At 60.1% G+C, this 16,809-nt stretch carries 18 protein-coding genes; 5 read left to right on the plus strand and 13 right to left on the minus strand.

What is annotated here, in order from left to right; genetic code table 11:
* Positions 1-21: 21 nt before the first annotated feature.
* The 4 genes from ACMG4N_RS01625 to ACMG4N_RS01640 form a co-directional block, all read right to left on the minus strand.
* Entirely contained in the window at positions 22-1,104 is a 1,083-nt protein-coding gene (locus ACMG4N_RS01625) for a patatin-like phospholipase family protein (protein WP_297765554.1), read from the minus strand.
* A 173-nt stretch (positions 1,105-1,277) separates the two neighbouring features.
* Positions 1,278-2,180: an alpha/beta fold hydrolase gene (locus tag ACMG4N_RS01630; RefSeq protein ID WP_414432671.1), complete on the minus strand. Its 903-nt coding sequence runs from the start codon at positions 2,178-2,180 to the stop codon at positions 1,278-1,280.
* A gap of 25 nt (positions 2,181-2,205) precedes the next feature.
* Positions 2,206-2,490 (minus strand): pyrimidine/purine nucleoside phosphorylase, encoded by a 285-nt coding sequence (locus ACMG4N_RS01635; RefSeq protein WP_063510004.1) that lies wholly within the window; start codon positions 2,488-2,490, stop codon positions 2,206-2,208.
* 62 nt (positions 2,491-2,552) lie between these two features.
* The gene (locus tag ACMG4N_RS01640) at positions 2,553-2,939 is read right to left on the minus strand and encodes an OsmC family protein (RefSeq protein WP_414432672.1); all 387 of its coding nucleotides are present in this window, start codon (positions 2,937-2,939) and stop codon (positions 2,553-2,555) included.
* A 77-nt stretch (positions 2,940-3,016) separates the two neighbouring features.
* On the opposite strand from ACMG4N_RS01640, the gene ACMG4N_RS01645 reads away from it, so the two are divergent.
* Entirely contained in the window at positions 3,017-3,964 is a 948-nt protein-coding gene (locus ACMG4N_RS01645; RefSeq protein WP_414432673.1) for a pirin family protein, read from the plus strand.
* Between the two features lie 91 nt (positions 3,965-4,055).
* Here the strand turns inward: ACMG4N_RS01645 and ACMG4N_RS01650 are convergent, their stop codons facing one another.
* The 8 genes from ACMG4N_RS01650 to ACMG4N_RS01685 form a co-directional block, all read right to left on the minus strand.
* On the minus strand, positions 4,056-4,769 hold the full coding sequence (locus ACMG4N_RS01650; RefSeq protein WP_414432674.1) for a DUF4397 domain-containing protein: 714 nt from the start codon (positions 4,767-4,769) through the stop codon (positions 4,056-4,058).
* 108 nt (positions 4,770-4,877) lie between these two features.
* Complete coding sequence (locus ACMG4N_RS01655; RefSeq protein ID WP_414432675.1) at positions 4,878-5,624, minus strand: hypothetical protein; 747 nt, start codon at positions 5,622-5,624, stop codon at positions 4,878-4,880.
* Positions 5,621-6,745 carry an AI-2E family transporter gene (locus tag ACMG4N_RS01660; RefSeq protein ID WP_414433295.1) on the minus strand — a complete coding sequence of 375 codons (1,125 nt, stop codon included), beginning with the start codon at positions 6,743-6,745 and terminating at the stop codon, positions 5,621-5,623. Before ACMG4N_RS01660 ends, ACMG4N_RS01655 begins: the two co-directional genes overlap by 4 nt.
* Before the next feature lie 37 nt (positions 6,746-6,782).
* Complete coding sequence (locus ACMG4N_RS01665) at positions 6,783-7,763, minus strand: calcium/sodium antiporter (RefSeq protein ID WP_414432676.1); 981 nt, start codon at positions 7,761-7,763, stop codon at positions 6,783-6,785.
* A 206-nt stretch (positions 7,764-7,969) separates the two neighbouring features.
* Entirely contained in the window at positions 7,970-11,038 is a 3,069-nt protein-coding gene (locus ACMG4N_RS01670) for an efflux RND transporter permease subunit (protein WP_414432678.1), read from the minus strand.
* The gene (locus ACMG4N_RS01675) at positions 11,038-12,108 is read right to left on the minus strand and encodes an efflux RND transporter periplasmic adaptor subunit (protein WP_414432680.1); all 1,071 of its coding nucleotides are present in this window, start codon (positions 12,106-12,108) and stop codon (positions 11,038-11,040) included. Before ACMG4N_RS01675 ends, ACMG4N_RS01670 begins: the two co-directional genes overlap by 1 nt.
* Before the next feature lie 473 nt (positions 12,109-12,581).
* Positions 12,582-13,316, minus strand: a complete 735-nt coding sequence (locus ACMG4N_RS01680) for a glutathione peroxidase (protein WP_414432681.1) — start codon at positions 13,314-13,316, stop codon at positions 12,582-12,584.
* A gap of 115 nt (positions 13,317-13,431) precedes the next feature.
* Positions 13,432-13,878, minus strand: coding sequence for a Dps family protein (locus ACMG4N_RS01685; protein WP_035246021.1), 447 nt, complete (start codon positions 13,876-13,878; stop codon positions 13,432-13,434).
* 259 nt (positions 13,879-14,137) lie between these two features.
* Here ACMG4N_RS01685 and trhA point away from each other — a divergent pair, with 259 nt between their 5' ends.
* The 4 genes from trhA to ACMG4N_RS01705 all read left to right on the plus strand — a co-directional run bounded on the left by trhA (position 14,138) and on the right by ACMG4N_RS01705 (position 16,058).
* Positions 14,138-14,797 carry a PAQR family membrane homeostasis protein TrhA gene (gene trhA / locus ACMG4N_RS01690; RefSeq protein WP_414432683.1) on the plus strand — a complete coding sequence of 220 codons (660 nt, stop codon included), beginning with the start codon at positions 14,138-14,140 and terminating at the stop codon, positions 14,795-14,797.
* A 90-nt stretch (positions 14,798-14,887) separates the two neighbouring features.
* A complete protein-coding gene (locus ACMG4N_RS01695; protein ID WP_414432685.1) occupies positions 14,888-15,199 on the plus strand; it encodes an ArsR/SmtB family transcription factor in 312 nt (103 codons plus the stop codon).
* On the plus strand, positions 15,196-15,636 hold the full coding sequence (locus ACMG4N_RS01700; protein ID WP_297765510.1) for a YeeE/YedE family protein: 441 nt from the start codon (positions 15,196-15,198) through the stop codon (positions 15,634-15,636). The genes ACMG4N_RS01695 and ACMG4N_RS01700 overlap by 4 nt, the downstream gene beginning before the upstream one ends.
* Positions 15,633-16,058: a DUF6691 family protein gene (locus tag ACMG4N_RS01705; RefSeq protein WP_414432687.1), complete on the plus strand. Its 426-nt coding sequence runs from the start codon at positions 15,633-15,635 to the stop codon at positions 16,056-16,058. The genes ACMG4N_RS01700 and ACMG4N_RS01705 overlap by 4 nt, the downstream gene beginning before the upstream one ends.
* A gap of 166 nt (positions 16,059-16,224) precedes the next feature.
* Here ACMG4N_RS01705 and ACMG4N_RS01710 read toward each other — a convergent pair whose 3' ends face one another.
* Positions 16,225-16,701, minus strand: a complete 477-nt coding sequence (locus ACMG4N_RS01710; protein ID WP_414432689.1) for a glutathione peroxidase — start codon at positions 16,699-16,701, stop codon at positions 16,225-16,227.
* Positions 16,702-16,809: the final 108 nt, after the last annotated feature.

Consider the following 16,809-nt stretch of genomic DNA (forward strand, 5'->3'; position numbering starts at 1 on the left):
CTGTTAACTGTTCACTGGCTGTCAAAGCGGCTGGATACGATCCATCAGCTTGCCGCTTTCCACCAGCTCCAGGAATTCATCGCCCAGCCGCTGGCTCTCACCCACCGCCTTGCGCCAGTAGGCCTCACGGCCAGCATCATCACCCAGGTAATGCTTGAAGTCGGTGCGGTCGGGCAGCTTGCCGTGGGGCAGGCTGGCCAGGTACTCCCGGGAGGGCGACACCAGCAACAGCCGACGCAGGCGCTTGGGGTCGCCGTTGCGCCAGCGCAGGGGCTTGTCGAACCAGCCGGGGATCACCCGGTCGGTGAAGTGCGGGTAGAGGACAATCCCGGCGCTCTGGTAAGGCAGGTCCAGGTGGTAGTCGAGCATGCCGCCGTCCCGATAGACCCCGTCCGGGGCCCCGGGCAACTCGCTGACCCCATCGAGCACCATGGGAATGGCAGCACTGGCCAGCAGGGCCGCGCGCAGGTTCTCCGCCCGCAGGGAAATATGGTGGGTGGTGAAATCATTGAGCGGCCCCACCGGCAAGTCACTGCCATCCGGGTAGACCAGCCCGCGCTCCATGAACAGGCCGGTGGCCTGGCGGCTGAAAAAGTTGGTGCCAATCAGCCCGGCCAGGCCCAGACCCAGCCCCAGACCGCCGTTGCGAGCCATCAACCCGCGGCTGCGAATCACCACGATCACCAGCCGGTAGTCCTGGTTATGCAGAATGTGCTGGTCGCGGTCCTGCAGCAGCTCGGAGAGCATGGCCGCACAGCGATGGCTGACTTCTTTTGCGGTAATGCCTTTGGGAAAACGTTGGCGGGTGTAGAGCTCCGCCAACCGCGCCAGCCCCTGGGCCGGATCCTGGCCCATGGCGATGGCGGCAAAGCGCCAGCTACCGATAGAGGCACCAATCAGGGTACGACGGCGAGGCGCCCGGGGCAGAAAGTCACCGAAAACCGCCCGGTCCAGCCCGTTGATGCCCAACGCCTTGGGCCCACCGGCCGCACCGGGAACAATGTCCACATCCTCGGCACGCAGGCCATATTCGCGCAAATGGGCAATAGCGTCGGTGCCCGCGCGTAACGTCAAGGCCGGGGCTTTGCTGTGAATGGCGACCACCTGTTCTCTCCGAAACCTGCTCAGGAAAGCTATGCATCCTACCCGCTATTGGCAGATTTCCGAAATTGCATTCCGCTATTAGTGAACGCGGCCGCAAGCAGACGGATTGCTGCCTGGCCTGGGCTCAATGCCCCTCGGCAACAGGAAGGCTTGTGCCGCATCCATTCTCACCCTCACTCTTTGCCGGCCAGAAACTCGCCAAACGCCCGGGTAAACGCCAACGGCTGGCTCATCAACGGCACATGACCGGAACGCGGCAGCACCACATGGTGGGCACCGATCAATTCGGCAAAGGCCGCCTGACCTTCGGCGGGATAGAGGGGGGAGCGGGCGCCGGTAATCACCGTGGCCGGCACCGGAAAATCCGCCGCCGTGGGCCGATAATCATGGCTGCCAGACAGGTAGGCCTGCAGATAGGCACGGATATCCGCCAGCTCCGCCACCGGCAGCAGGCGAGCCCACAGCCCGGACCAGCGGGACGTGGCTCGAAAGGCAGAATGCAACTCGGGGCGACCGGCCACCTGGGCGAGAATATGGGTCAGCTGACGCAGCACTGCCTCGCGGACCCCGGCGGCCAGATTGGCGATTCGCCCGTGATCCGGCGCGCCTTCGAGCAATGCCAACAAGTCCCGCAGTTGCGAGAAGAAGTGTTCCTGACGGTCACCGAACAGGCCATGGGCCCAGTCCGGCTGATTGGCGATGCAGGGCGTCTGATCAATATGCAGATAACGGCCCACCGCAGAGAAATCCCCGTGGGCATGCCAGTGCAGGCTGGTGGTGGCGCCCAGGGAATAGCCCACCAGATGGAAATCCTGCAGGCCGAAATGCGCCACCAGATCTTCCATGTCCTGCATGTGGTTATGGAAGACATCCGGCTGATTGAAACGGGCAGAGGCAGAATGTCCCGCCCCGCGCAGATCCGGCATGTAGAACTGGTAACGACGCAGGAATGGCAGCACAAAGGGAAGCCAGTCGCGCCCCTGCATACCCAGCCCGTGCAGCATCAGCACCGGCTGGCCACGCCCCAGAATTCTCACATGCAGCGACTGGCCGTCCCTGGCAGGAAATAAAGGCATCCCGCTCCCCCGTTCTTCCGTATTGTTATTCGCCGTACAGACACAGGTAGGCGGTATCCACTTCCACCTTTACCTGAAAACGGCTGTCTGCCACCACTTCAAAGGTGTCACCGGCAGCAAATGTCTGCCAGTCGGCAGCGCCGGGAAGCTTCACGGTCAGCGCGCCGCTTACCACCGTCATGGTCTCGTGCTCGCTGGTGCCGAACTCGTAATCGCCCGGCGCCATAACGCCGACGGTGGCTGGTTTCGTTTCGGCTTGAAAGGCAATGGATGCCACCTTGGCATCGAAGTATTCGTTGACCTTGAACATGCAAGGGCCTCCGCTGAGTCAATGGAGGCGCGAGTATGCCAAAACCCGCGGTGCCGTGCCGCTTATTTCCAATCCGTGGCGATCGGGGTGCCCTGGCGAACGGTATTGGTGACCGGGGTTTTGCCGGCAATCTCCAGCAAGCGCTGGCGCTGCTCCTCACTCAGCTCACCGCTGCAGGTCAGGGTACGCTCGATATATTCCTTGCCCGCATCATCCCGATAAAAGTGTAGCCCCACCTGGATCTCGCCCAGCTCCCAGCCCTTGCGTTCGGCATACATGCGCAAGGTGATGGAGGTGCAGGCGCCCAGGCCGGACAGCAATAATTCATAGGGATTGGGGCCGCTGTCACTGCCGCCCAGGCTTTCCCCTTCATCAGCACTGAGCCGATGCTGCCGGGCATCAATCTGCTGCACATACTTCTCAACGCTATGTACCTGTACTCGCGCCATTGCGCTCTCCTTTTCTTTATCGTCCACCGCTTTCATACTGAAAACCCTTGTTCAATGACTATGCCATGGAGGCGGCCATGAGCAACACCAATGCCAGCGGCGAGATGGTGGAATGCCCCAACCTTGCCGGCAAACCCACTCTCAAGGCAGTAGCTTCACGCAAAAGCATTCTCGGCAGCGGCCTGCCGATCATTCGTCACCTGCCCAGTCGCGATCAACGTTTGATTGGCCCCTGGTGTTTTCTCGATCATATCGGTCCCACCTCACTGGCCGCCGACAATGGCGTCGATGTGGGAACACATCCCCATATCGGCTTGCAGACCGTCACCTGGCTGTTCGAGGGCGCTTTGCTGCATAAAGACAACCTGGGCTATGAACAGGAAATCCGCCCCGGCCAGCTCAACCTGATGACCGCCGGGCATGGCATCTGTCACTCCGAGGAGAGCCCTGACGGTTTCAGCGGCGCCATGCACGGCCTGCAATTCTGGATCGCCCTGCCCGCCGAACACGAAGACACCGACCCGGCCTTCAGCCATCACACCGATCTGCCGCAATGGCATCAGGATGGTGCGGATATCACCCTGGTGGTGGGCGAACTGGATGGCCGCCGCTCCCCCGCCCAGGTGTTCTCCCCCCTGGTCGGGGCCGATATCGTGGCGAAAGACGCCTGCTCCCTTACCTTGCCGCTGTCTGCGGACTTCGAGCTGGGGCTGTGTATCAACGAAGGCAGCGCCGAGGTGGATGGGGAAACCCTGCAGGTCGGCGAGCTGTATTACCTGGGGTGCGGGCGGGACCACCTGACGCTTACCCTGAGCGCCGGCAGCCGGGTGATGCTGCTGGGCGGCGAGCCCCTGGGGCAGCCGGTACTGCTGTGGTGGAATTTCGTGGGCAGGGATCAGGCGCGCCTGGAAACAGCCATTGCGGACTGGAATGACTGGCCCAACAAACGGTTCGGCGATGTAGAGGCCTATCAGGGCAAGCCCCTGAAGGCACCCAGCCTGGACCCGTCGGTACGGCTTAAATGATGCAGATTGGCCCGTAGGAGCCATGCTCGCATGGCGAACCGCTCAACATGTTCGCCATGCGAGCATAGCTCCTACACAAACACAGCCCGGATCAGGACCCTTCTACCTGCTGGCAGAACATGGCCATGTCCGGGTCGGCAAATCCCTTGTGGGTAATGATGGCGTCATAGGTCTTGCCCGCCTGAACCGCACAGGAGACTGTAGCCAGGAGGCTGTCATCAGCGGCATCCCTGACTTCAATTTCCATTCGGCTGCTGCCGTCAGGCACATCCGAGAAATAACCTGTGGCTTTGCCGTAATCCAGATCCGCAGCGCTGCCAATGGAAAAGCTGGTGCCCGCCTCGCCATACATGGCGTGTATAAAGCGCACACCGACCTGAGAGGAAGTTATCGTTGGAAGCTGTTGACGGAAGGATGCCAGCTGCAATTCGCCACCGACCACATCTCCCATGAAAACCAGGGTGTAATTGTCGCCGGATTTCAAACTCGCACTATCGGCATGAAAATCGCTGCCATTTCTACGCACGGAAAACTCGACAGTCTCCGTGCCGGCATCCAGCTTCAGATTCATGCCATCTTGCTCGTCAGTGGAATAGCCCACATCTTCAAACAGAGGATCGGAGGATTTGTTGGTGACCACATCCACACGAATGCTGGACGCATCCGGGGTAGTGAAGTCCGTCAACTGGTTATGGAAATACAGGCTGGCAGGGGGACGCAGCAGATCTTCCACGTCATCATCGTCACCCCCGCAACCGGACAACACCACAACCCCGGCCATAGCCAGCAAACCCAGCTTTTTCATTGTTTTCTCCCGAATAGATTACCGCCGCCAGAATTACCACGGCGTGCGGTGTTTTTTTGGTAACAGTTGGCAGTTTGGAGGGGTTCGAAAGGGGGAAGTTCCAGCCGTTCAGTTGAACGGCTGGCAGAACAGGGCGATCTGATCATCGTCGCTGTCGAAACGACGGTAGGCAATGATGGCATCGTAGCTACGGCCACTGCTGACGCTACAGCTTACCTGGTCGATCTCCAGGCCCTGGGTTTCGTTATTGACCGTCACCTCCAGGGTGCCACTGGCATTGACCGACACATAGTTGCTGCCTTCGGCATACTCCAGACCGGATACCAGCGACTGGCCGGCAGCGCCCGGCGTAACAACGCTGAGCTCATCGCCGGAAAGGCGCGACAGGGTATTGATGAAGCGCACCCGGATCTGGCCGCTGGTTACCGTCATTTGCTGGTGCCGGTAGGTACGCAGTTGACGGTTGTCCAGGGTGGTGTCGCCCATCAGCACCACGGTATAACGATCACCCGCTGTCAGGGTGCGATTCAGGGGACCGTTGACCAGGGTACTACCGGAACTGCTGCCACGGGCATCGAACGACAGCGACTCGCTGTCGTCATCCAGCTCGATGGATTCGGCGCTGACATTGCCGGTAATGGTGTAGCCCACATCGTCCTGCACCGGACTGTTCTGGTTGTCCACGAACAGGTCCACGGTGACGTCATCTTCGCTGCCGCCACCCATCTGGGTCAGCTGGTTATGGAAATAGATTCTGGCGTTGTCGGAAAACAGGCCGTCGTCGTCTTCCTCATCACAGCCAAAGGTGGAGAGGCCCGCCACGGACGCCGCCAATACCAGACGCAGGAAAATCATGATGCCTCACTCCCGGGTGACTCCTCGCTGCCGCCCTGCTGTTCCAGCAGGGCGGCGGGGCTTTCACCCTCATTGAATTCGCGTATGAAAATGCCCCAGAAGGCCACAAACAGGGCAGCCAGCAGAGGCCCCAGGGCGAAACCGGTGATGCCGAACATGGCCAGACCGCCCAGGGTAGAAAACAGCACCACATAGTCCGGCAATTTGGTGTCTCGTCCCACCAGGATCGGACGCAGGATATTGTCCACCAGCCCGATGACAAAAATACCAAACAGCACCAGGATGGTAGCATTCAATATATCACCCACCGCATAGAGGTAGAGTGAAACCGGCAGCCAGATCAGACCCGCCCCCACCGCGGGAATCAATGACAGCACCGCCATCACCACCCCCCACAGCAAGGCACCGGGGATGCCCAGCCACCAGAAGATCAGCCCCCCCAGGGCACCCTGGGTAGCCGCGACCAGCAGGTTGCCCTTGATGGTGGCGCGGGTCACTTCGGCAAACTTGGCGAACAACAGTTTCTCACGTTCGTCGCCCAGAGGCAGAGCGCGGATCAGCATACTGACCATGGCATCGCCATCGCGAATCAGGAAGAACGCCAGATACAGCATCAAGCCCAGATTGAGAAAAAACTGGAAGGTGTTCTGGCCCACCGCCAGGGCGCGCTTGGCCAGGAACTGGCCGGCGCCGGTGAAGGCTTCCACAGTCTGCGACTTGATCCGCTCCAGATCGATATCGAAACGCTCGGCAGCGGATTGCAGCCAGGGGAATGCCTGCTTGATGCGATCCACATAGTCGGCCAGATTGAGCTCGCCGCTCTGCACTTTCTGGAACAGGGACACCCCTTCGGTCACAAAGGAGGACGCCACCACCAGCACCGGAATCACCACCAGCACCACACACAAAAACAGGGTGCACAGGGACACCAGATTACGGCGGTGGGGCCACTTGGCGAGCAGGCGTTTCTGGAACGGGTAGAAAATCACGCCAATGGCGCAGGCCCAGAAAATGGGGGCAAAGAAGGGTTTCAGCAGCAACGCGAACGCCACGCTGACCGCCACCAGCGTAAACAGAAACGTGCCCCGCTCCAGCTTTACCGATATATCCGTATCCTGCATCGCCATCCTTTCCCTTTCTGCAAATTCACTGGCTGGTTTAGCTGGCAGCCATCAGCACGCCACTACCGAGATAGCCCATGTAAGCCACATACACCAGCAGCAGACCGATACCATTGCCGCGGGTAATCTGCCCCTTGCGACCCCACAGACCAAACCCCATCACAAACAGGGCCAGGGTCAGCACCATCATCAGGCTCCAGTCACGCTGCAGCACCACCGTCTCTACACTCATGGGCTGGATGGCACCGGCGATACCGACGACCGCCAGGGTATTGAACAGGTTCGAGCCTAGCACGTTCCCAAAGGCAATATCGTGCTCGCCCTTGCGCACTGCGGCGATGCTTGAGGCCAGCTCTGGCAGCGAGGTACCAATCGCCACAATGGTCAAACCAATGACCAGGTCACTGACCCCCAGCGACTGGGCAATATCCACTGCCCCCCACACCAGCAGCCGGGAACTGGCCACCAGCAGGGCCAGGCCCACCACCAACCAGAACAGGGCGGTTTTCAATGGCAGGGGATGCTCGGCCAGATCGGTTTCCACTTCCCCGGCCAACACATCGCCCTTGCCGCTCATGGCAGCATAAATAGACCAGCCCATCAGCAGCCCCAGCACGGCAAGCAACACCCAGGCATCCACCCGGGAAATGCTGCCATCCAGCAACTGATATCCCGCCAGCAACGTCACCAGCGTCAGCACCGGCAGCTCTTTTTTGAGAACCGCAGAATTCAGCGCGATGGGGCTCATGACTGCGACCACCCCGAGAATCAGCGCAATGTTGGAAATATTGGAGCCATAGGCATTACCCAGTGCCAGCGAGGGGTTGCCATCCAGGGCGGCCATGGCCGACACCACCATCTCCGGTGCCGAGGTGCCGAAACCGACGATCAACATGCCGATCAGCAGCGGCGGCATACCCGCATGAGCCGCCGTACCGGCCGCGCCTTCCACGAACTTGTCAGCACTCCACACCAGCACAATCAGGCCAGCGATCACGGCGGCAATAGCCAGCAACATGGGGACTCCTTGGGGTAGTGAATCGTGTCAGGCGGGCATTGTGGCAGAGAGCGGGAAGGCTGGCACCTGTCATTGAGCGGCTAGCTTCGAGCTACTAGCTGCTAGACGCGAAATTGCACGGCGCCACCTGTAAAGGATGAACGCCGCGCATTAACGACAGGACTTGGCTTTTCTAGCTTCTAGCTCTCGTAGCTCGTAGCTCGTAGCTAACCATGCTTCTCCCTCCCCGGCTTGATGCCATAGGCCAGGGTATAGAGAACCGGCACCACAATCAGGGTCAGAATCGTGGCGAAGCCCAACCCGAACATGATCACCACCGCCATGGATTCAAAGAAGGCATCGAACAACAGCGGGATCATGCCGAGGATGGTGGTTACTGCCGCCATGCACACGGGTCGTACCCGGGAAATGGAAGCCGTCATCACCGCCTCGAAGGGCTCCAGGGTTTCCATCTCCAGCTTTATCTGTTCCACCAGCACGATGCCGTTCTTCACCAGCATGCCGGACAGGCTGAGAAAGCCCAGTAACGCCATAAAGCCGAAGGGAGCATTAAGCAGCAGCAAGCCCAGGGTCACACCGATGATGGCCAGCGGTACCGTGGCCCAGATCACCAGCGGCTGACGCAGGGAGTCGAACAACAGCATGGTGATAATGAACATGAACAGATAGCCCATGGGCAAACTACCGAATACTGCCGTCTGCGCATCCTTCGATGCCTTGTACTCGCCGCCCCATTCCAGTGAATACCCCGGCGGCAATGCCAGCTCGGCAATGGCCGGGCGAATCCGGCGCAGCACCTGATCGGCGGTTTCATCGCCAAGCACATCCGGCTCCGCCTGCACGGTCAGGGTGCGCTTGCGATCGCGCCGCAGGATCAGCGCATTCTCCCACTCGGTGCGGAAGTCGGACACGACCTGGGTAATGGGAATATAGGTGGTGTACACCGGCGACCACACCTGCACATCATTAAGATTATCGGCGCTGAGTCGTTCTTTCTCCGGCGGGCGGGCGACAATCGGCAGCAACTGACTGCCGTCACGATAGAGGCCCACATTGCGGCCACTGAAGTTCAACGCCAGGGTATTATCCAGATCTTCCCGGCTGATCCCGGCACGGCGCGCCTGTGCCTCCTGGAACTGGGGACGAATCACTTTTTCCTGCTGGCGCCAGTCATGGCGAATGCTTTCCAGGCCACCATCCTCGCGCATGATTGCCTGGGCCTTCAGGCCCAGCTCGCGAAGGGTCTGTGGGTCCGGGCCGCTGAAGCGGGCCTCGATGGACGCCGGCGGGCTGGGGCCGATCATCAGCCGTTTCACTTTGGCAAAGGCCTGCAAATGCTCCTCACCGATTAGCTGCCGGGTGGCGGACAGGGCCGCATCAATCTGCTCGCGCTCGCTCACCTGAACAATCAGCTGGGCATAGCTGGGGTAACTTTTCTCCGGGTTGTAGGGCAGCATGAAGCGCTCGGCCCCACGGCCGATGGTGCTGGTCACCCCGGTGACCTCGTCCATGTCCAGTAGCGATGATTCCAGGCGCTCCACTGCTTCGCGGGTGGCGCGGATATCACTGCCCTGGGGCAGCCAGTAGTCCACCAGGAACATGGGCGTATTGGAAGGCGGGAAAAAGGCCTGTTTCACCGCCCCGAAGCCCACCACTGCCACCACCAGCAGAATGCCCATGCCGGACAGGGTCAGCACCCGGTGATGAATGGCCCGGTCCAGCAGGCGTCGATAGATCACGAACAGTTTGCCCTTGTAGGGATCTTCGGCCTCCCCACCCGCGCCACCTACATCCTTGTCGGAGAAAAACAGGTCCGCGAAGAACGGCACCAGGGTCACCGCGGTGATCCAGCTGAGCAGCAATGAAATCAGCAGCACCCAGAAAAGGGTATTGGTGTATTCACCGGTGGCATCCTCGGACAGGCCGATGGGCGCGAACGCCATGATGGCGATCACCGTGGCGCCCAGCAGCGGCCAGATGGTCTGGCGGACGATATCCACCGCCGCCTCCAGTTTTGACATACCCCGCTTCATGCCCACCAGGATGCCCTCGGTGACCACAATGGCATTATCCACCAGCATCCCCAGGGCGATAATCAGTGCCCCCAGGGAAATCCGTTGCAGATCAATGGCCAGCACCTTCATGACGATAAAGGTGCCAAGGATGGTCAGCAGCAGCACCCCGCCCATCAACAGACCGGAACGTACCCCCATGAACACCAGCAACACGGCAATGACGATGGCAATGGCTTCGCCCAGATTGAGCAGAAACGCGCCCACCGAGCTATCCACTTCCTCGGGCTGGTTGTACACCGTGGCCAGTGCCATGCCCGCCGGCCGCTGGTATTCCAGCTCCGCCAGGCGTTGCTCCACCCGCGCGCCGACGTCCACCACATTGACCCCCGTGGAGAAGGAAATCCCCAGGGTCAGGGCGGCGTCACCGTTGAAGCGATAAAGGTGGTCCGGCACTTCCGCATAGCCCCGTTCAATGGTGGCCACATCACGCAAGTAGACCAGCTCATCGGCGCCCGGATCGGAAATCAACAGATCGCCCATGTCCTGTACGGTAGGAAATTCCCCGGTGGGGTAGATGCGGATGTACTCGTCACCGACTCTGACCTTGCCGGCCGGATTCACCGTGTTCTGGGTCTGCAACAGGGAAAAGATCCGCTCCGGGCTGATGCCCAGGGACGCCAGCCGGGTGCGGGAAATTTCCACCAGCACCTGCTCCTGACGCTGGCCTCCCACCACGACTTTGCCCACGCCTTTCACCAACACCAGCTCACGGGTCAGGTAGTCGGCGTAATCCTGCATTTCCTGGTAGCGATAACCGTCTCCGGTGATCGCCATCAAAATGCCGTAGACATCACCGAAGTCATCCAGCACCTGAATGGTACCGACGCCCGGAGGCAGCTCCGGCTGCAGGTCAGTGAGCTTGTGTCGCAGCTCGTCCCAGATCTGCTTGAGCTGGCTGGCCCGGTAGGTGGGCTTCATTTCCACCTGCACCTGGGACAAGCCATTGCTGGAAATGGAGGTGACGTAATCCACGTAGGGCAAGTTCTGGATGGCCATTTCCACCGGCAAGGTGACTTCTTCTTCCACCTGACGCGGCGACGCGCCCGGGTAGCTGGTAATCACCATGGCGGTCTTGATGGTGAACTCCGGGTCTTCCAGCTGGCCAAGGCGGGAAAAGCTGACGATCCCGCCCACCAGCAGAATCAGGGTGAATAACCAGCTCACCACCCGGTGGCGAATGCTGTATGCGGCGATATTCATTACAGCCCCCGCTCTTTCACCAGCTCACGTACCGTCTGCCCCTCTTCCAGATGATGGACGCCGGCACTCACCACCCGGTCTCCGCTGCTCAGGCCATCAAGAATTTCCACGCCTTCACCGACGACCTGCCCCAGGGTGACCGACACGGCCGACACCGTGCCGATATCGTCCTGCGGCTGATAACGCCAGACAAAGGCGCCCTCTTTGCCATCCTGCTTGAACACGGCTTCCACCGGCACCTGCAGGCGCTCGTCAGCCGCCTTGCGAATCTGGCTAAGATCAATGGCCACGTCCACGCTCATTCCCGGCAGCACCACCTGCCCTTCCGGGTTGGCCATGGTCAGGGTGATGTTGTAGGTCTGGGTGCGCGCATCGGCGCTGGCTTCGTGTTCCTTGTAGCTGGCCTTGAAGGTGCGGTTGGGCGCTCCTTCAAAGCGCACCGTAGGCTGGTAGTCCTCCCCCTTGCGCAGGTTGGTAAAGAAGCGTTCGGAGACGGCGAACTCGATGTCGATGTTGTCATCACCTTGCAAATAGAGAATCGGCTCCTTGGCCTGCACAAACTGGTAATTCTCCACTTCGGTGCGCGCCACGGTGCCCGCGTAGGGCGCCTTCAGCCGGGTGTATTCCACATTGTCACGGGCCATGCTCAGGGCGGCCCGGGCCTGACGACGTTTGGCCTGCAACTCGTCGAACTGGGCTTCGGAAATCACCCCGCGCTCACGCAAGCTGATCGCCCGCTGATACTGGCTCTCGGCAAGATCGTACTGGGCCTGGCGATCGGCCAGCTGGTTATTGAAATCCGCCGGATCCAGGGCCGCCAGCAACTGCCCTTTCTTCACCTGTTCACCGGCACGCACCGGCAGCTTGACCAGCTGCCCGGACACCCGGAACGCCAGCTGCGAGCCTTCCGTGGCGACCACCCGCCCCGGGTAGTGGCGCAGTTGGCCGGCACCGTCACCGTTCACCGTGTACAGCTTCACCGGCTGCGGTAAAGGCGCCTGCGCCGGCGGCTCATCGCCACATCCCGCCATCACCAGAGACAGGCCAACCAGTGCCCAGAAACGTGCCATGCGTGCTCTCCCAGTGTCATGGTACTTATCAGTACCAATTATCACATACCTTGCCGAATGTTGGTGGACCCAATTCATGACCTTAACGAATTCTGACCTGAAATAACTGTGGTGTCTTTGTGTAGGACCCCGGCGAGCCACCTTTAGCCTTTTAACGCAGCCGCAATGTTGCCGGGGGATCTTCTTCCGAATGATGGGACCATAACCCTGAATCCCTGACCACCAACGCCGATTGCGTAGGGTGCACTGAGCCTAAGGCGAACTGCACCATCAAGCGCCGGATCGGTGCAGTTCGCCTTAGGCTCAGTGCACCCTACGTCTTGCAAAGCGGCGGAGATTTACCATAAAAAAAGGGCCGACAGGAGTCGGCCCAAGGGGGGGAAGAAGGTGCATGGCGGGTGGGTCCACCCAGCCCGCCGTGCGGTGACGGTGAGCGCGTCACGGGGTTGCTCTTTGTGATGCCTGCGGCCTGATCAGGCCTTGAGCCAGGCGTCCAGCTCGTCGGCGCCGCCAATGCGTTCGCCTTCGATATACACCTGCGGCGTAGTGCCGGCACCGGTTACCGCGGCCAGGGAGCTGTAGCTCAGGCCCCGGCTGCCCAGTTCGATTTCTTCAAACGCGTAGCCGTTTTCTGCCAGCGCCTTCTTCGCGCGGGTGCAGTGCGGGCAGCCCGGCTTGGTGAAAACGGTTACCCGCTTGGGCAGGGCCGCTTCGCCATTGATGTAATTGAGCATGGTGTCCGCATCGGAGACCTCGAACGGGTCGCCGGGCTTTTCCGGCTCGATGAACATACGATCGATCACCCCGTCTTTAACCAGCATGGAATAGCGCCAGCTACGCGGCCCAAAACCGAGATCCTGCTTGTCCACCAGCATGCCCATCTTGTCGGTGAACTCGCCGTTGCCATCCGGAATGAAGCGGATATTGCCGGCAGACTGGTCACCGGCCCAGGCGTTCATCACAAAGCCGTCGTTGACGGACAGGCAGACAATGTCGTCCACACCGTTGGCTTTCAGCACCGGCGCCAGTTCGTTATAGCGGGGCAGGTGCGTGGAAGAGCACGTCGGGGTAAAGGCGCCCGGCAGGGCGAACACCACCACCGTTTTTCCCTGGAACAGGTCATCGGTGGTCACGTCCTGCCATTCATTCCCTTCACGGGTACGGAAGGTGACTTGGGGGACACGTTGCCCTTCGCGATTTTCCAGCATGCTTGCACTCCTTGTGCCAATTAGAGGGTGACTCGTTTGATATGCGATCAATAATAGTCACCCTCTATTCATCCGAAAAACGAATTACTTCTATCTTTACGATTGCCTTTATCTATCAGTCCAGATGGGCGGACAGCATCCAGGCCGCCTTCTCGTGAATCTCGATACGGTCGCTGGCTACGGTGGAGGAACCTTCATCCTCGTGCTCGCCAGCCAGCTTCAGCACCCGGTTGGCCTGCTCGGCAACGGTACGGTGGTCTTCCGTCAGCTCACGAATCATGTCACTGGCAGACGGGTCGCCCACCGCATCCTTCACCGTGGACAACTTGGCAAACTCTGCATAGCTGCCCGGCGCCTTCCAGCCCAGTGCCCGAATGCGTTCGGCAATAGTGTCTACCGCCAGGGCCAGCTCGGTGTACTGTTGCTCGAATAACAGATGCAGGCTGTGGAACATGGGGCCAGTCACGTTCCAGTGGTACTTGTGGGTTTTCAGGTAAAGCGTGTAGCTCTCGGCCAGTAACTTGCTCAACTGCTCGGCAACCTGCTTGTTGTGTTCAATCATTGCGTGGCTCCTTGCTGTGCAAATGTGACGAGGGATTGTTTCCACTCTTCTCTACATGGCTTTCAGAACAGGAACTTCAACCCTGCTCCGCCACGAGTCGGAATTACTGTAACGCCACACCCACGTGACCAACAGAAAATTGCTTTCATCACATCGATAGAAAACGCTGATCTGCGCGACTGTCCAAAATTCACGCTTTACAGGCGCCTTTAGCGCTCGGCATGATGCAGTCTCCTCTAACCGCAAGAAGACCTCGTCAATGACCGCAACCCCGCAACCGGAAACGGATTACTCACTTCTGGAAGAATGGTTGAACGGCTTGACGCACGGCATCGGCGCCGCCCTGAGTGTCGCCGGCACCGTGATACTGATCGTTGCCGCCAGCCTGCAGGGCGATCCCTGGAAAATTGTCGGTTTCAGTATTTTCGGTGCCAGCCTGATTCTGCTCTACAGCGCCAGCGCCCTGTACCACAGCCTGCGCAACCCGAAGTGGCGTGCGGTGTTCAAGATGCTCGATCACTGCGCCATCTATGGGTTGATCGCCGGCACCTACACGCCCTTCCTGCTGGTGAATCTGCGCGGCCAGACCGGCTGGATCCTGTTCGCCGTGATCTGGACACTGGCGCTCATCGGCATCGGCCTGAAGGCCATGTACGGGCACCGTTTCAAACTGATGCGGGTGGGCATTTACCTGGCCATGGGCTGGCTGATCCTGTTCGCCTCCGGGGAACTGACCACTAAATTGAACGAGGTCGGCTTCTGGCTGATCTTGGCCGGCGGTATCACCTACACTGCCGGGGTGATTTTCTACCTGGCCGACCGCTTCATTCCCTTCAACCACGCCATCTGGCACCTGTTCGTAATGGGCGGCAGTGTCTGTCATTTCTTCGCCGTCTACTACGGAGTGCTGCCGGTCTAGGGCCGGACCTTTGCGAAAAAACATCAGATCACTTGCATGACTCTGATCATTCATTATATATTTTATTTAAATATATTTTATGGAAGTGTCATGCGAACTCTGGATATGGATGCCCTGCGCGATAACGCCACAGAAGCCAGTCAGCTGCTCAAGGCGCTGTCGCACCCGGACCGGCTACTGCTGCTCTGCCAGCTCACCGACGGCGAGCGCAGCGTCAGCGAGCTGGAAGAGTTGGTTGGCGTTTACCAACCCTCCCTGTCCCAGCAGCTGGGCGTCTTGCGCCGGGAGGGGCTGGTAGCCAGTCGCCGGGACGGCAAGCAGATGCACTATTCCATTGCCGACCCCAAGGCCCTGGCCGTGCTGGAAACCTTGTACGCCCTTTTTTGTGGAGAGCTCCAATGACGATCGACTGGACGGCCTTTACCCCCTGGTCAGCCCTGGCCGGTGGCGCCCTGATCGGGCTGGCCGCCGCCCTCTTTATTCACGCCAACGGCCGCATTGCCGGCATCAGCGGCATCGTCGGCGGGCTGTTGCGGCCCGCTGCCGGTGACCGCGCCTGGCGGCTGGCCTTTGTATTGGGCATGGTTGCCGCTCCGCTGCTGTGGAGCCTGGTGGCCACCTTGCCGCCGCTGATCATCGCCGCAGACTGGCCCCTGCTGATTGCGGCCGGCCTGATCGTCGGCATCAGCACCCGCTATGGCGCCGGTTGCACCAGCGGGCATGGGGTCTGCGGCATATCGCGGCTGTCTCCACGCTCCCTGGTCGCCACCCTGGCATTCATGGGCAGCGGCTTTGTCACCGTTTTTGTGGTGCGCCATTTGCTGGGAGGTGCGGTATGAACCGTTCGCAACTGAGTGCCTTCGTCGTCGGCCTGATTTTCGGAGTCGGTTTGTTGCTGGCCGGCATGGCCAACCCGGCCAAGGTACTGGCCTTTCTCGATCTGGCCGGCGACTGGGACCCATCCCTGGCGCTGGTGATGGTGGGCGCCATCGCGGTGGCGTCGGCAGGCTTTGCCCTGACCCGGGGCCGCAGCCTGGCCTGGAGTGGTGACCCCATCCAGATTCCCGGTAACCGCAAACTGGACCGGCGCCTGGTACTCGGCTCACTGGGTTTCGGGGTGGGCTGGGGGTTGGCGGGCTTTTGTCCGGGACCGGCGCTGGTGGCACTGGGCACCGGCAGCCTCAAGGCGGTGATTTTCGTCGCCGCCATGGTGGCAGGCATGGCTGCCTTTGAATGGCTGGAAAAGCGCAAGAGCGCGTAAAGGCAGCTGCAAGCTACAAGCCTCAAGCTACAAGGCGCGGCAATGGCTTTCAGGTTCTGAAAGGCCATGCCCGCGCCCGATCCTAAAATCGCGGGCTGCGAACTTGCCGCATATCCCGACCTTGACCTCGTTGCAGCTTGAAGCTTGTAGCTTGTAGCTCGGCTTTCTACAGCAGGGCTTCAATATCCTTGCGGATCGCTTCCGGCTTGTCGGTGGGTGCGTAGCGCTTGATCACCTTGCCATCGCGGTTGATCAGGAACTTGGTGAAGTTCCATTTGATCGCCTTGCTACCCAGCACACCGGTAGCTTCGTTTTTCAGGTAGGCGTACAGCGGGTGGGTGTTGTCACCGTTCACGTCGATCTTGTCGAACATGGTGAAACTGACCCCGTAGTTCTTCTCGCAGAAGGCGCCGATCTCGTCCGCCGCGCCGGGCTCCTGCTTACCGAACTGGTTGCAGGGAAAGCCGAGAATCTCCAGGCCTTTTTCCTGCAGGTCGTCATACAGGGCTTCCAGGCCCTTGTACTGGGGCGTGAAGCCGCACTTGCTGGCCGTGTTCACAACCAGCAGCACCTTGCCTTTAAAGTCGGCCAGCGCCTTGTCTTCGCCACTCAGAGTAGTGGCGGTGTAATCGTAAATCCCCATTGTGTCTCCCATAACAAAACAAACGCCCAGCGGCGCGATGTCGTAACTTAGAGCCTGTTCGGAGTCTATACGCAACCGTGCCGGAGTGCATTTTGTCTCCAGGTGGTG

The sequence above is a fragment of the Alcanivorax sp. IL2 genome (genome assembly GCF_047495475.1).
In the GTDB taxonomy this organism is placed as follows: domain Bacteria; phylum Pseudomonadota; class Gammaproteobacteria; order Pseudomonadales; family Alcanivoracaceae; genus Alcanivorax.

What these genes read in the sequence shown, in the direction of transcription:
- ACMG4N_RS01630 (WP_414432671.1), bottom strand. Translation starts at nt 2,180, where the DNA reads ATGCCTTTATTTCCTGCCAGGGACGGCCAGTCGCTGCATGTGAGAATT.
- ACMG4N_RS01635 (WP_063510004.1), bottom strand. Translation starts at nt 2,490, where the DNA reads ATGTTCAAGGTCAACGAATACTTCGATGCCAAGGTGGCATCCATTGCC.
- ACMG4N_RS01640 (WP_414432672.1), bottom strand. Translation starts at nt 2,939, where the DNA reads ATGGCGCGAGTACAGGTACATAGCGTTGAGAAGTATGTGCAGCAGATT.
- ACMG4N_RS01645 (WP_414432673.1), top strand. Translation starts at nt 3,017, where the DNA reads ATGAGCAACACCAATGCCAGCGGCGAGATGGTGGAATGCCCCAACCTT.
- ACMG4N_RS01650 (WP_414432674.1), bottom strand. Translation starts at nt 4,769, where the DNA reads ATGAAAAAGCTGGGTTTGCTGGCTATGGCCGGGGTTGTGGTGTTGTCC.
- ACMG4N_RS01655 (WP_414432675.1), bottom strand. Translation starts at nt 5,624, where the DNA reads ATGATTTTCCTGCGTCTGGTATTGGCGGCGTCCGTGGCGGGCCTCTCC.
- ACMG4N_RS01660 (WP_414433295.1), bottom strand. Translation starts at nt 6,745, where the DNA reads ATGCAGGATACGGATATATCGGTAAAGCTGGAGCGGGGCACGTTTCTG.
- ACMG4N_RS01665 (WP_414432676.1), bottom strand. Translation starts at nt 7,763, where the DNA reads ATGTTGCTGGCTATTGCCGCCGTGATCGCTGGCCTGATTGTGCTGGTG.
- ACMG4N_RS01670 (WP_414432678.1), bottom strand. Translation starts at nt 11,038, where the DNA reads ATGAATATCGCCGCATACAGCATTCGCCACCGGGTGGTGAGCTGGTTA.
- ACMG4N_RS01675 (WP_414432680.1), bottom strand. Translation starts at nt 12,108, where the DNA reads ATGGCACGTTTCTGGGCACTGGTTGGCCTGTCTCTGGTGATGGCGGGA.
- ACMG4N_RS01680 (WP_414432681.1), bottom strand. Translation starts at nt 13,316, where the DNA reads ATGCTGGAAAATCGCGAAGGGCAACGTGTCCCCCAAGTCACCTTCCGT.
- ACMG4N_RS01685 (WP_035246021.1), bottom strand. Translation starts at nt 13,878, where the DNA reads ATGATTGAACACAACAAGCAGGTTGCCGAGCAGTTGAGCAAGTTACTG.
- trhA (WP_414432683.1), top strand. Translation starts at nt 14,138, where the DNA reads ATGACCGCAACCCCGCAACCGGAAACGGATTACTCACTTCTGGAAGAA.
- ACMG4N_RS01695 (WP_414432685.1), top strand. Translation starts at nt 14,888, where the DNA reads ATGCGAACTCTGGATATGGATGCCCTGCGCGATAACGCCACAGAAGCC.
- ACMG4N_RS01700 (WP_297765510.1), top strand. Translation starts at nt 15,196, where the DNA reads ATGACGATCGACTGGACGGCCTTTACCCCCTGGTCAGCCCTGGCCGGT.
- ACMG4N_RS01705 (WP_414432687.1), top strand. Translation starts at nt 15,633, where the DNA reads ATGAACCGTTCGCAACTGAGTGCCTTCGTCGTCGGCCTGATTTTCGGA.
- ACMG4N_RS01710 (WP_414432689.1), bottom strand. Translation starts at nt 16,701, where the DNA reads ATGGGGATTTACGATTACACCGCCACTACTCTGAGTGGCGAAGACAAG.